Here is a 12,722-nt window from a genome sequence, read left to right as displayed (position 1 = left end):
CGTCACCGCACGGCCACGTGCCGGGCGATGCCCTCCTCCAAATCCAGCCACAGCAGCCGGCCGCGCGCGTCGAAGGCCAGCAGCGCGGTGGCGGTGAGGCGGACCCGGGGACGCGCATCTCCCTCGAACACGAGCAGGGCGCGCGCGGCGCCGCGCGCGTCCGTCAGGTGGAGCTGCCAGTGGCCCGTGCAGCGCAGCACGTCCACCCGCCAGTTCTCGGAGAGGTAGAGCTGCTTGCGTCCGGCGCGGTGGGGCTCCGGTGGCAACGCCGAGCGGGTCCCCTCGGGCTTCAGCCAGAAGGTGCGCGGCTCGGACCGCATGGGGGTGGGCGCGTCGGGCGAATCTGGGAAGCGTGGGTCGTTGACCAGGATGTCGGCGACCACGGCCGCCTCGCCATCCGCGGTCAGCGAGCAGAACGGGGCGATGTTCCCGAAGGAGCGGTTGTCGGGCGTCAGCGGGGTGCGGGCGCGCAGCGTGGGTCCCTGCGGCAAGTCGTAGGTCCACCGCTCTTGCGCCTTGATGACGAAGCTGAGCCGCCCGGCATCCACGGCCATCGCGACCACGGAGCAGCTTGGAAAGCCCGGCACCCGCCAGAGCGCGCGCAAGTCCCTGGCGAGCGCGTCCACCATCATCACCGTGCTGCAGGAGAAAACGAACCAGACGCTGCCGTCGTAGGTGGGGGCCCAGGCATGCACCTCCGCGTCGCACCACGGGGTGGCCCGGCGCGCCACCAGGTCCAGGCGAGACAGGCGCTGCACCTCGCCGCGCGGCGCGAGCGCCAGGGCCCGGTCTCCGTGGACGGAAGGCACCAGCGCGAAGGCCGGCACGTCGAAGTGCGCCACCGTCTGTCCGTCCGCGCGCACCAGCCGCGCGCCCGCCTCGCCCAGCGCGAGCAGCAGCCGGCCGTCCGGCAGCGCCACCGCGTCGTGGACGGGAAAGGCGCCGTCGTCCGTCTCGCGCGCGGTGGCGTGGACGGGGGGGCGGGACACGTCGCTGCTCCACGCGGTGCGGGAGCGCTCCGTCAGTGGGGGCAGGTCGGCGCGCAGCGTGCCGTCGGGGGCGTCGCGCAGCAGGCGGCTGAGGAAGTCGGAGGTGAAGCGGGCCCGGCCCGCCGCCCTGTCCCGCAGCAGCGCGCGCACCGTGGGCACCACCAGCGCGGTGCGGCCCGCGGAGGGCGACTCGCCGGCCAGCGTGAGGGCGAAGGCGAAGCGCTCGGGGGCGCGCTCCGGGGCATCGTCGTCGAGCAACTCGCGCACCCGGGCCCGAGCCGCCGCAAGCCCGTCGGAGAAGGCGGTGGCCCACAGCGCGAGCAGCCGCGCGCCGCCCGCGCCGCCGCACGCCACGCCGCGCTCCACCCAGCCGCGCGCCAGCTCGCGGGCGTCGGTGATGGGCCACACCGCTTGCACCGCGCGGGCCCAGTCGCCGGACTCGGCGAGCGTCTCGCCCCACAGCAGGCGCAGCACGCGGGCCTCCTCCGGGTGCGTGCGCTCCAGCCGCAGCACCGCGTCCGCGAAGGCGCCGCTGCGCCGGGCGATGGCCGTCGCGCGCGCCACGTCCCTCGCGAGGAACCACTGGCGCACCACCAGGCCCGGGGACAGGTTGCGGCCCTCGGCCAGCTCGGCGGCCAGCTTGAGGCGGCCGTGTCGCTCCAGGAAGGAGACGGCCTCCTCGTGCGCGCCCAGCAGCTCGGCCAGGATGAAGGCCGCCTCGTCGATGCGGCCCTCGCGCTCGAAGCGGCGGAAGGCCTCGCGGTAGCGCTCCTTGAGGGCGGAGAACAGCGCCTCGCCCCCTGCGAAGACAGAGGCGGCGCCACCCCGGGAGGGCTGGATGGAGAGCGACTCGCGCGGGCCGGGCACGCCGAGCGCGATGCGCGCATTCTCACTCAGCTCGTTGTGACCCAGGGGAATGGCATAGCGCAGGGCCTCCTGGAGGTTGCCCTCCTCGAAGAGGTCGAAGAGGCGGCGCACGTACTCCGCCTTGCGCCGCCCCAGCAGCTCACCGAGCGGCGTGTTGCGCAGCATCCACTCGGACAGGCGGGACAGCATGCTCGGCCCCGGCGCTGGCGGCGGGGGGCCGGTGGGTGCCGCGCCGGCATTGCCACCGGCGCTGGCGGTGGCGCCCTTCCCCTGCTCGTCGGAGGAGGCGAAGAACGCCAGGAGCCGGCTCAGCAACGAGGGCCGGCGCGGCTTCGACGCAGCGGGGCCGCGCCGCATGGCGCTCGCGGCGGGACGAGCACCCGAGGGCAGGGACTGCGAAGCCTCGCCCCGCTGGAACCACGCGGCGAGCCGGGAGAGCAGACCGGGACGGGACGCGGTGGAGGCGGAGCCCGCCTGCGCCGCATCGCCCGAAGCCGTCCCGGACCTGAACGCCGCGCGCAGCCGCGCCAGCAGGCCCGGAGGCTCCGCCACCACGAGTCCCTCTGGCGGAGGCTTCCCCTGCATGCGCGCGAGCATCACCTGCGCCTCGGGCGCGAGCGTGGGCACGGCGGGACCGAAGAACGCGCGCGTCGGTGGCGACAGGGGCTCCAGCGCGGGCACCGGCGGTGGCGGCGCACCGAGTCCGCGCACGGGCAGCGACACCCACGCGGACACGTCGAGCCACTCCGACAGGTCCACTGCGCGCGCTCCCGTCAGCATGTGGACGCGGGCATGCCCCGCGCGCACCAGCACCACCGTGCCGTCGCGCAATTCCGGGTGCGCGCGCTCGGCGGCCGACAGCGGCGCGGAGGAGAGGACGCCCTGCTCCAGCGTGAGCGGCAGCCCCGGCGCGGAATCACTGGCGACGACACACGGCCGGGACAGGCGCAGCAGGTAGCCCCCGGCCACGGCGAACACGGCGGCGCCCGGAGTCCACGCGGCGAGCACGCGCCGCCGCGCCTCGCCCTCACCGAGCAGCGCGGGGTCGAACCAGAGCGCGGAGGCCCGCACGGTGCCCCGGTGCAGGTGTCTTCGAGGACGCAGCGGCGTGGAAGTCGTGCTCATCATCCCGACCCCGGCATCGCCTGGTACAGGATGCCGCCCTCGCGCAGGTTGCTCAGCACCAGCGTGCCCCCTCTCAACATCCACCCGAGCACCGGCATCGCATGGCTGGCCTCCGCGTGCATCACGCCGTCCCAGGTCACCGTCAGTTGGTAGCGGGAATCGGGACTGATGAGCCACAGCGTGCGCCGGTCCTCGTCGAGCACGAACAGCCCGGGGTCACCCGGGGCCTCGCGGCACGTGCCCACGCCAATGACGCTCATGTCCGTGGAGAATTCGATTTCCCGCGCGCCATCCGAGCGGAACAGGCGCCACAAACCCGGCTTGTGCCGCACCGCGAGCAGGCCCGCGTCGGGGTGGGCGGCTCCGTCCAGGTAGCCGAAGTACGCGTCACCGTCCCGCGCGCCGAGCGGCAGGTGGCGCACGCAGTCCTTCTCCACGACGCCGAGCCATGCGCCAGTCGACTCGTTTCCCGGCGCCGCGGGCGGGGAGCGCGACACGAAGACCACCTTGCGGTTCACCTCGGCCGCGGCAGTGACGCCTCGTGCCACGAGGAACACGCTGATGCGCCGCGTGGCCCGGTCCTCCTCGACGAGGTAGAGGCTGTTGTTCACTCCGGCCAGCAGCAGGCACTCGTTGCCGTTGGAGTCCTCGCAGCTCAACAGCCGGCCCGGAGCCGCGCCACTCGCCAGAGGCCACAACTCCACGGACGTGGGCTCGTAGTGGAAGACCTCACGGTCGGGCTTGCCGCGCGAGGAGCCCCGGAGCTTGCCGTGGAGCACGTACTCGTTCCCGCGCACCGACAGGATGATGAGGCCTCCGTTGTGGCGCCAGCCGGTGCCCAGCACCACCTGCCCTGGAAGCGGCATCACACGGCGGGCCTTGGGCACGGTGGCGCGGATGGAGTGCGGAATGGCCATGGCGCCCACGCTGCCGTCCTCGCGGTAGAGCAGCAGTCGCTTGCCATCCGCGGAGAAGGAGAACCTGCGCAGCGGCGCCGTCGCCTGCGAGGGACGCGGCACGACCGGTGCCGCGACGCGGGGCTTCTGGATCGGGTCTCTCAGCAGCCGCACGCTGGTGTCGGGCGGCGGCAGGTCCAGCAGCACGGAGCGCGAGGCGCGCGAGGCGGGCCGCACGTCCACGGTGAGCTGCCGGGTGCCGGGGGCCAGCACCTCGGCCACCTCCACGCGGGACAGGCCGGTGGCCTTCGGCAGCCGGGACAGCCGCGCGTCGCCCACGAGCCACGCATCCTCCGGGGCCGCGTCGAGCGACAGCGCATCCCGCCACGCGGCGAGCCGCTCGTCGGTGGGAGGCTCCAGGTCTCTCGCGGCGAGCCAGGGGTTGAGGGTGCGCGCCGTCACCTCGGAGAAGGCGCCCTTGCCGGGGTCGGACTGGAGTACCGCCCAGGAGAAGGCGGCACCCGCGGCCTCGGCGCGGCGGGACAGGACGATGAGGAGCGCGAGGTGCGCGATGCGCGGAGCCCCGAGCTGGTCCGGCCCCGCGTCCAGCAGCGCCACGGTGCGGCGAGCCCCCTGCGGCTGGCGGAACGCGGGCTTGAGGAAGGACAGCTCGCCGAAGGCGGCACGGCGCACCAGTTCGTCGGGAGACTCGAGGGCCCACAGCCACTCGCTCACCAGCAGCCGGTCATAGGTGCCGCGTCGGGTGAGGCCGTCGTAGCCCTGCGGCTCGCCGCCATCGGCCTCGCTCCGGGGGCGCAGCGCGCCGAGCGCCGCGGACAGCCGCGCCACGTACGGGCCCAGGTGCAGGGCCAGCTCATCGGGGAACAGGGAAAGCTGCGAGGCCCAGGGCCGCAGCGCCGGAGGCAGGGCAGTCACGAAGTCACCTCGCGGGCGTGGCACCGAAGCGCGTCGAGCGCCATGGCGAAGCGCATCGCCGGAAGCAGCGCGCTCATGGAGTCACCTGCGCGGTCCTCGGAGCTGGCTCCAGCCAGGCGGTGAGTGTGATGCGGGACACGGGCCGGGCCGCGCCCACGGAGACGAGGTGGCCGGACGCGGGCAGCACCGCCACCGGAGTCCCCTTGCTCCCCACGCGAGCGAGCAGCGCGCGCTCCAGCATCGACGCCGCCACGTCGGGCGCGAGCGCACACGGCATCAACAGCGACGGCGCGGAGGAGTCCCTGCCGAGGTACACGGCGCCATCCACCCACGGCAGCGAGCCCGCGGGGCCCAGCAGGACGAGCACGCCTGTCCCGGCCACCCCGCTCCACCCGGCGAGCCGCGCGTCCGATTCGGAGAGCACCCGGCGCGCGAGCGCGAGCGCCACGTCTCCCTCACCCGCGACGGCAAGCGGCTCCAGCGGCTCGGCCCGAGGTCCCCAACGCACCGGTACTCCTTCGCTCCCCATGCTCAGGCCGCCACGCCCGGCGCGTCCATCGGTGCCTCGGGCACCAGCGCCGCGGACACCTGGGCCCGCAGGGCCTTGAGGTCCTCGGGCATGGCCTCGGGCGCGAAGCCCGCGTCCATCTCCCGAGCCACACCCTCCAGCTTCAGCCGCCACGCGGCGAGCGCCTCCGCATCACCGTGGGCGGGCCGCTCCGAGAGCAGCAACTGTCCCGCCGTGGCGATGCGCTGCGCGCGAGCACGCGGGCCCGCGCTGGCCTCCAGCGCGGCGGCGGCCAGGGCCGGGTTCTCCGATGCCGCGAGCAAGTCCCGCAGCACGTCGCGAGCGAGCGCCTGCGCCTCCTTCGTGGGCACGGCGTAGACGAGCGGCCACAGGTCCGCGGTCGTCGGCACGTTCCGTCCGGCGAGGGCGGCGGCGGAGGCGATGAGCTTCTGCACCTTCACCGCGCGGCGGTCGGACAGGCCGATGCCAGCGGAGCGCAGCGTGCGCAGCGCATGCGCCAGGTGCGGGCGGACGGCCGAGAGGTCCGCCTCGCGCGCCGCCTGGGCGAGCACGTCCAGGGACTCCAGCGAGGTGGAGCGGGCCTCGCCCTCGCCCCACAGCGAGGCACCGCCCGCGAGCAACTCCTCCAGCCGGGGGTCGGGCACGGGCTCGACGAAGATGCGCGCGAGGAAGCGGTCGGCGAAGGCGGCGAGCGAGTCGTCCTCGGGCAGCGCGTTCGACGCGCCCACGCAGACGCGCAGCGGGCAGCGCATGCGCGTGTGGCCGCGGCGGAAGGTGCGCTCGTTGAGGATGCCGAGCAGCGTGTTGAGGATGGCGGTGGAGCCGAGAAACACCTCGTCGAGGAAGGCCACTTCGGCCTCGGGAAGCATGCCGGAGGTCTCCGTCTCCACGAGCCCCTCGCGCAGCTTGCGCAGGTCCACGGGGCCGAACAGCTCGGAGGGCTCGGTGAAGCGGCCCAGGAGGTACTCGAAGTAGGAGCCACCGAGGGCGCGCGAGGTGCGGCGCACGGCCTCGCTCTTCGCGGTACCGGGCGGGCCGATGACGAGCAGGTGCTCGCCGGCCACGGCGGACAGGGCGACGAGCTCCACCATGGCCTCGCGCTCGACGAGTCCGCGCCCCGCGTCGGTGAGGGCATCGCGAACGGCGGAGGCGGCGGCTTCGAAGGAAACAGACATGGGGCGTGAGCCTAACCGCCGGACTCGGCCGGCGCGAAGAGCGGGTCGTCCGGTGTGGGACGCGCCTGTGACTCTCCGTGACGAGGGTCCGTCGGCGTTCATGACACGGACGCGCGGGGAGAGAGGCGACAGCGCTCCCGGGGAGCACACTCCCGGGCTTAGACTGGCGCGCATGAGAAAGCTGTCGAAGTGGGTGGCACTGGCAGGAGTGCTGGGCCTGGGCACGGAGGCGATGGCGGACGGCTGGCACGGCTACGCGTCGTTGGGCGCGGGCATCGCGCTGGACCACCTGAGCGGATTCCACGCGAAGGGCGGAGCGCTGCACGGCTACCTGGGCGTGGAGGCGCCGGTGGGACTGTCCCTGGGGCTGTTGGCCGAGGTCGCGGAGATGTGGGGCGAGAAGTTCCCGACGTCCGTGGACCCGAATCGCCTGGAGTCCTCGCAGTTCGACTACAAGGCGGTTGGCGTCGAGGCGCGGCTGCGCTTCTTCCGGGACAAGCCCATCAACCCGTGGGTGGGAGCGCGGCTGTCGAAGAGCTGGTCCAACCCCTTCACGCCGGATGACTTCGGCGAGCTGCGGCGGACGAAGTTCGACACCACGAGCATGGCCATCCGGGTGGGAATCGACGGCTGGTTCAGTGAGCGCTGGGGCGTGTCGGTGGCCTCGGCCATCCAGTTCTGCGATGTGCGAATCCCCGAGGACATCCAGGACGTGTGCTTCCGGCCGATTCAGTCCGTGATTGCGGGTCCGGTGTTGCGGTTCTGAGCCCGCGGCGGGCGGCACGGCGGGCGGCTGCTTCCCCGCCAGCCCTCCCATAGGGGGAGCGTCCCGGCAGGCCCCCAACTGTTCGTTCCGCGACGCACGCCCCACCTTCCCCGGCAACAGTCCCAGACCCAACGGGGTTGACCATGAAAGTCATTGGACCCATCGCGGCGGCGTTGCTGCTCGGCACTGGCTGCGCGCATGAACAGAGCAGACCCGCGGACACGACGAACCCCAAACCGCGCGTACAGGGTACGAACAGCACGGGACAGCACGTCAGCCCGCGACGCGCGAGCGCCCCCACGCCCGAGCAACAGCCCGAGCTCGCCTGTGAGGTGGTAGGCACCGGTGGCTCCGGGCAGCAGTCCGTGAGTGCCGCGCCGAAGGAGCACAAGGAGGATTGCGACGAGCAGGCCACGGGAGGCGCGGGGCTTCAGCGGTCCACGAGCCCGTCTGAATCCGACACCTCGTCGGAGGCCACCACGAGCGGCAGTGCCGCGAAGCAGTCCGCCACTCCGCCCGCTTCGGACACGTCGACCGAGGCCACCGCCGTCGGCAGCGCGGCCCAACAGCCGGCGATGCCTCCCGCGTCGACGCCTTCGCCCGCGACTCCGGACACCAGCGCCACGGCCCAGCAGCAAGCAGCACCGGAGCCGGACACGGCGCCAGCCCCTGACACCGACGAAGATGCCACGGGCATCGGCGGCGCGGGCCAGCAGTCCGAGGCACCCGCATCCCCGCCCGCGAGCGAGGACACGGGCCTGGCCGGAGGCGGTGGGGGCTGAGCGGTAACAAGCCCTCCTGACAAGACTCGGAGACCCACGCCTTGCGCAGCGGCATCGGAAGCAGGTGGCTGTCACTCCTCGTGACGCTGCTCGGAACGCTGGCCGGTGCCGCCCGTGCCGCGTCCGCCGCTTCCGAGCCACCGTCGAGGCGAACCGTCCTGAGCGAAGGCATGAAGGCGGCCGCCATCCCCGAGCCGCCATGGCGCACCGTCCTGCGCGAAGGCATGGACGCGGCCACGCGCGACTTCGACGGGGAACTGGCGCTCTACGTCCGCGACGTGAGCACGGGTGAGGAGTACGCCCTCAACGCGAGCACGCCCATGTACCTCTCCTCGGCCATCAAGGTGGCCGTGATGCTGGAGGTTCTGCGCCAGGTGGACGCGGGGGAGCTCGCACTCGACACTTCCATCGTCTTCGAGCCCGGTGACGTCCGCGACGGAATGCACCCGATGGCGAAGGTGCTCCCGGGCACGCCGCTCACCGTGGCGACGCTGCTCGAATACATGATGGTGCACAGCGACAATGCCGCGGCGGACCTGCTCATCGCACAGGTCGGCATCGGCCACGTGAATGCGGGACTGGAGCGCAGGAGCGTGCGCTTCGGTCCGCTCATCTCGCTGCTGGAGGACCGACACCACGTCTACGGAAAGCTGGACCCGAGGGGCGCGGCGCTGACGCCCGAGCAGGTGCACGAGCTGGGCCGGAGGAACACGCTCGGGACGCGAGCAAGGGCCCTCTCCGAAGTCCTGGGCCACACGCCCGCCTGGACTGGCAGTGAGCTGGAGTCCGCCTTCGACGCGTACTACGCGGAGGGCACCAACTCCGCTCCGATGCGCGAGCTGGGCCGGCTGCTGGAGCAGGTTGCTCGCTGCGAGGGCTTGAGCCCAGCGACGTGCGAGCAAGCGAAGTCCCTGATGCGAAGCTGCGACACGGGTCGGGCCCGAATCCGGGCCGGCCTCCCCGCCACCGCCATCTGGGCCCACAAGACGGGCACGCAGCACCGACGTGCCTGTGACGTGGGCATCCTCGAATTCCAGCCGGGCCACCCCATCATCGTGGCCGCGTGTACCCGGGGTTTCCGTCGCGTCACCGAAGCAGAGCACCTGCTGGCGAGAATCGGGAGGACGCTCACGAAAGCATTCCAGCGCACACCTGTGACAACCGACAGGTACAGTGCGCCGCCATGAGCACGCCGCCTCTCGTCCCCGCGCCCATCGGTCCTCGCTGGCTGTACCTGCACGGCTTCGCCTCGGGGCCGGACTCGACGAAAGGCGTGGCGGTGGCGCGGCACTACGCGAGCCAGGGCCTCCACGTGGAGCGCCTCAACCTGCGCGTGCCGTCGATGGAAGAGTTGCGCCTGAGCGCGATGCTCGCCACGGTGCGCGCGACGCTCGGAGGGTCCGAGGAGCGCGCGGTCCTCTTCGGCTCCAGCCTGGGCGGGCTCGTCGCCGCGCGCACGGCGGAGCAGGACGCGCGCGTGTGCGCGCTCGTGCTGCTGGCGCCCGCGTTCCGGGTGGTGGAGCAGCTCCACCGCCGCATGGGAGACGCGGGCTGGGCGCACTGGAACAAGGCCGGCTGGATTGAGACCGACGACTTCGCGGAAAAGCGCAAGGTGCGCATCCACTCCGGCTTCATCCCGGACGCGGAAGCGGTGGACGCGCGCACGGGCGGCTGGCCCGACGTGCGAGTCCCCACGCTCATCATCCACGGGCGCACGGACGACACCTGCCTCATCCGCTACTCGCAGCAGTGGGCCGAAGGCCGGCGCCACGTCCGCCTGGTGGAGGTGGACGACGGCCATGAGCTCACCGCGTCCCTCCCTCGCATCCTCTCCGAGTCCGACGACTTCCTGCGCCCGTGGGGAGTGGGCCGGTAGCGGCCTGTCCTCACGGGAAGACACGTCGCCATGACCCTGCGTTTCCGAGCAAGCGTCGCGCTTCTCCTCTTCCTCTCGGCCTGCGCTACATCGGCGCCGAGCCCAAGGGAGTCTGCGGTCCAGAGCCCGAGGAGAGCCAACCTCCAGCGAGCGGCGGCGCTGCCCTGGAGGGACGAAGGGCGGTGCGTCGTCAGAGAGGCGTCCCAGCCCTGGCCGGTGCTGGCGGAGCGGTGCTTTCACGCGCTCGACCATGACCGGGTCCGGTTCAAGGACCCCACGGGAAGGTGCGCGGTCGCCACCACGGGAGCGGCTGCCTTGGGAATCGGGCTCTGTGCCCTGGCGGCACCGGAGATTGTGGTTGGTGCGGTGATTGTCATTGGCGCGGTGATGGCGGCCGTCCTCATCAAGGAGGCACTGGATGCGTACGAACTGAGGGGAAGCCGCGCCGAGGAGACAGAGCACGTGCCTCAGTTGGAGACCGCCCAGAGCGAATCTTCAGCAAATCGAAAGCTCCGGCCAGAACCATCAGGGCAGGACGTGCTTCCCCCGGTGCCGACCGGCCCCCTGGTCGGGGAGCGCCACGCAGAGTGCACGCCCCGGCGGGTGCCGCACCTTGGCGGCAATGACCTCCACAACAGGTGCGCCGACAGGATTCCGCGGAACGACTTCTCCGGCTGGGATGCGCTCGTCAACGGGAAGAACTTCGACGGGCTGCAACTGCGCGAGCGCGTGCTGTGGGAGGTCAAGACAGACAAGTTCGACACCTACCCGCCCGACCTTCGAGGAATTGTGACCAGGAATCAGGTGAATGAGTTGCGGCGTGAACGCGAGCTCGCACGAGCCTGCGGATTTGACTTCCGGGTCGGCGTGCGAAGCCCCGCGCACCAGACCGCGCTGGAGGTCACGGCTCCGGAGCTCGAAGGAATCATCGTCGTCATGGAGTGGTGCTGAGATGCCGGCCACACAAGAGGATGAGCTCGCCCTGGCCGTCTATGCGCCTGCACTCGTGGGCAATGATGGCCGCCCTCTGGCCATAGTTCATGGAATGGAGCGCGCGCTGCCTGGTCTGCGCTTGGAGTGGACGATTTCCAACGAGGGACAGCGCATCCCAGTGCCACAGCGCGAGGCATGGCTCGCCAGAGGGAGGTCCGACGGCGGGGGATTTCCACTCCTCCGCAACGGCGATGATGACTTCCGCGTCACGGTGACTGGACTGGAGCTCCTGGCGGACAGCGCGCCGTGTGGCCAGGCCCAACTCGACGTGCATGTTGCGCTGCCGCTGACCGCGGAGGGCATCGCGGCGGCAGCGGATGTGTTGGAGGCCGTGGCGGAGGGTGCACGTGCGTTCTGGGGGCATGCGACGCCGTTCAAAGCAGCAGTGGATATCGCGCGCCAGACGAAGAACTGGACTGCCAACCCACGGCCTCCTCCACGCGGGCTGCCAGCGCTCAAGCTCCCGGAGAAGATCCGCGCGCCGGAGATTCCGCACCGTCTGGGGTGGCTGAACTACTGGTCGGACGCCGCCGCGCAAGCAATCGGGTTCCCTGACGCGGCCCGCGATGCTGAGCTGCTGTCACGCTCGCGGCGCACAGCAACAGGCGGATGGGTAGTTCGCCTCACGGACGCTCCGCTCGATCTCGACAACCCCGCGCACCTGAACGCGCTCCTGCGGGCCTACGAGCGCTTCCCGGAGATCGGCGGGCGCTCCACCCCTTGATGCCTGCAACGCCAGGCGGAGTGGCCCAGTCCGCTCCGCCTAAGTGGCGCTTCCCGCCCCTCCACCTTGCGCGCATCTTGCTCGGGCACACCTCCTCCCGAGCGAGCGTTCCCGCATGCCTCTCCTCATCTCCCCGTCACGCCGGAAGCTGCTGACCCACGCCCTCGCGGGTGCCGGCGCCATGTCACTCCTTCCCTTCCCGAGCGCCGCCGGCACTCAGGTTCCGACCGGAGGCAAGACGCCTCCCGCACCCAAGCTCCCCACCGGGGACATCCACGACTTCGACTTCTTCGTCGGCAACTGGTCGAGCGTGAACCGCCGCCTGAAGAAGCGCTGGGTCGGCTCCACCGACTGGGACGTCTTTCCGAACACGGTCCGCTGCGAGAGCCGCATGGGCGGCATCGTGAACATCGACGAGGTGGTCTTCCCCACGAAGGGCTGGTCCGGGATGACCGTGCGCACCTTCAGCATCGAGAAGCGCCAGTGGTCCCTGTATTGGATCAACAGCAGGACCGGCGAGCTGTTCCCTCCCGTCGTGGGCGGCTTCACCGGCGACCACGGCGAGTTCTACGGCGACGACACGGACGACGGCCGGCCCATCAAGGTCGTGTTCCACTGGACGCGCCTCGGCCCTGACGCCGCGCGCTGGGAGCAGTCCTTCTCCCTCGACGGCAAGGCGTGGGAGAAGAACTGGGTGGTCGAGCACTCCCGGGTGAAGGGCTAACCTCGGGAGTTGATGGCCAAACATGCCGTTTCCATCTTCTCGGTCGATGTCGCCGGTCTCGAAGCCGCGCCGGGCCAGCCCGCCTACGCACGCATCTGCGACAGAATCCGCACCGCCATCCGGAGCGGGGCGCTCGTCCTGAATGCGCGCCTGCCTTCGAGCCGGACGCTCGCGAAGGACTTCGGCGTGGCGAGGAACACCGTGGACTGGGCGCTCGGCCAATTGGTGGCCGAGGGCTACATCGTCCGGCGCCGGGCGCGGGCAGCTTCGTGGCCCCCCACCTTCCCGAACACGACGCGCCTCCGCTGACACCGAGGCGCGTGGCCCCATCGAAGGCGGC

The 12,722-nt window shown here is 71.8% G+C and carries 12 protein-coding genes; 8 read left to right on the top strand and 4 right to left on the bottom strand.

Going from position 1 to position 12,722, the window contains the following annotated elements:
* Positions 1-2 precede the first annotated feature (2 nt).
* The 4 genes from OV427_RS24325 to OV427_RS24310 all read right to left on the bottom strand — a co-directional run bounded on the left by OV427_RS24325 (position 3) and on the right by OV427_RS24310 (position 6,517).
* Positions 3-2,981: a bpX6 domain-containing protein gene (locus tag OV427_RS24325; protein ID WP_267858552.1), complete on the bottom strand. Its 2,979-nt coding sequence runs from the start codon at positions 2,979-2,981 to the stop codon at positions 3-5.
* Complete coding sequence (locus tag OV427_RS24320) at positions 2,981-4,813, bottom strand: hypothetical protein (protein WP_267858551.1); 1,833 nt, start codon at positions 4,811-4,813, stop codon at positions 2,981-2,983. The genes OV427_RS24325 and OV427_RS24320 overlap by 1 nt, the downstream gene beginning before the upstream one ends.
* A 73-nt stretch (positions 4,814-4,886) precedes the next feature.
* Positions 4,887-5,321: a hypothetical protein gene (locus tag OV427_RS24315; RefSeq protein WP_267858550.1), complete on the bottom strand. Its 435-nt coding sequence runs from the start codon at positions 5,319-5,321 to the stop codon at positions 4,887-4,889.
* A 23-nt stretch (positions 5,322-5,344) separates the two neighbouring features.
* A complete protein-coding gene (locus OV427_RS24310; RefSeq protein WP_267858549.1) occupies positions 5,345-6,517 on the bottom strand; it encodes an AAA family ATPase in 1,173 nt (390 codons plus the stop codon).
* Between the two features lie 172 nt (positions 6,518-6,689).
* On the opposite strand from OV427_RS24310, the gene OV427_RS24305 reads away from it, so the two are divergent.
* The 8 genes from OV427_RS24305 (at position 6,690) to OV427_RS24270 (ending at position 12,691) form a co-directional block, all read left to right on the top strand.
* On the top strand, positions 6,690-7,283 hold the full coding sequence (locus OV427_RS24305; RefSeq protein ID WP_267858548.1) for a hypothetical protein: 594 nt from the start codon (positions 6,690-6,692) through the stop codon (positions 7,281-7,283).
* 143 nt (positions 7,284-7,426) lie between these two features.
* The gene (locus tag OV427_RS24300) at positions 7,427-8,065 is read left to right on the top strand and encodes a hypothetical protein (protein ID WP_267858547.1); all 639 of its coding nucleotides are present in this window, start codon (positions 7,427-7,429) and stop codon (positions 8,063-8,065) included.
* Positions 8,066-8,106: 41 nt separating this feature from the next.
* Positions 8,107-9,252, top strand: a complete 1,146-nt coding sequence (locus tag OV427_RS24295) for a serine hydrolase (protein ID WP_267858546.1) — start codon at positions 8,107-8,109, stop codon at positions 9,250-9,252.
* The gene (locus OV427_RS24290) at positions 9,249-9,941 is read left to right on the top strand and encodes a YqiA/YcfP family alpha/beta fold hydrolase (protein ID WP_267858545.1); all 693 of its coding nucleotides are present in this window, start codon (positions 9,249-9,251) and stop codon (positions 9,939-9,941) included. Before OV427_RS24295 ends, OV427_RS24290 begins: the two co-directional genes overlap by 4 nt.
* Before the next feature lie 30 nt (positions 9,942-9,971).
* The gene (locus OV427_RS24285; protein ID WP_267858544.1) at positions 9,972-10,892 is read left to right on the top strand and encodes a DUF6310 domain-containing protein; all 921 of its coding nucleotides are present in this window, start codon (positions 9,972-9,974) and stop codon (positions 10,890-10,892) included.
* Position 10,893: 1 nt separating this feature from the next.
* Positions 10,894-11,658 carry a DUF5953 family protein gene (locus tag OV427_RS24280; protein WP_267858543.1) on the top strand — a complete coding sequence of 255 codons (765 nt, stop codon included), beginning with the start codon at positions 10,894-10,896 and terminating at the stop codon, positions 11,656-11,658.
* A gap of 181 nt (positions 11,659-11,839) precedes the next feature.
* The gene (locus tag OV427_RS24275) at positions 11,840-12,382 is read left to right on the top strand and encodes a hypothetical protein (protein ID WP_267858542.1); all 543 of its coding nucleotides are present in this window, start codon (positions 11,840-11,842) and stop codon (positions 12,380-12,382) included.
* A 12-nt stretch (positions 12,383-12,394) separates the two neighbouring features.
* Positions 12,395-12,691 carry a GntR family transcriptional regulator gene (locus OV427_RS24270; RefSeq protein WP_267858541.1) on the top strand — a complete coding sequence of 99 codons (297 nt, stop codon included), beginning with the start codon at positions 12,395-12,397 and terminating at the stop codon, positions 12,689-12,691.
* The last annotated feature ends 31 nt before the right edge of the window (positions 12,692-12,722 follow it).

The organism is Pyxidicoccus sp. MSG2, assembly GCF_026626705.1.
Lineage (GTDB): Bacteria > Myxococcota > Myxococcia > Myxococcales > Myxococcaceae > Myxococcus.
This window is presented reverse-complemented; position numbering and strand designations above follow the sequence as displayed.

Coding starts and splice junctions, on each gene's coding strand:
- OV427_RS24300 (WP_267858547.1), top strand. CDS start 7,427: ATGAAAGTCATTGGACCCATCGCGGCGGCGTTGCTGCTCGGCACTGGC.
- OV427_RS24305 (WP_267858548.1), top strand. CDS start 6,690: ATGAGAAAGCTGTCGAAGTGGGTGGCACTGGCAGGAGTGCTGGGCCTG.
- OV427_RS24285 (WP_267858544.1), top strand. CDS start 9,972: ATGACCCTGCGTTTCCGAGCAAGCGTCGCGCTTCTCCTCTTCCTCTCG.
- OV427_RS24290 (WP_267858545.1), top strand. CDS start 9,249: ATGAGCACGCCGCCTCTCGTCCCCGCGCCCATCGGTCCTCGCTGGCTG.
- OV427_RS24270 (WP_267858541.1), top strand. CDS start 12,395: ATGGCCAAACATGCCGTTTCCATCTTCTCGGTCGATGTCGCCGGTCTC.
- OV427_RS24325 (WP_267858552.1), bottom strand. CDS start 2,981: ATGAGCACGACTTCCACGCCGCTGCGTCCTCGAAGACACCTGCACCGG.
- OV427_RS24280 (WP_267858543.1), top strand. CDS start 10,894: ATGCCGGCCACACAAGAGGATGAGCTCGCCCTGGCCGTCTATGCGCCT.
- OV427_RS24310 (WP_267858549.1), bottom strand. CDS start 6,517: ATGTCTGTTTCCTTCGAAGCCGCCGCCTCCGCCGTTCGCGATGCCCTC.
- OV427_RS24275 (WP_267858542.1), top strand. CDS start 11,840: ATGTCACTCCTTCCCTTCCCGAGCGCCGCCGGCACTCAGGTTCCGACC.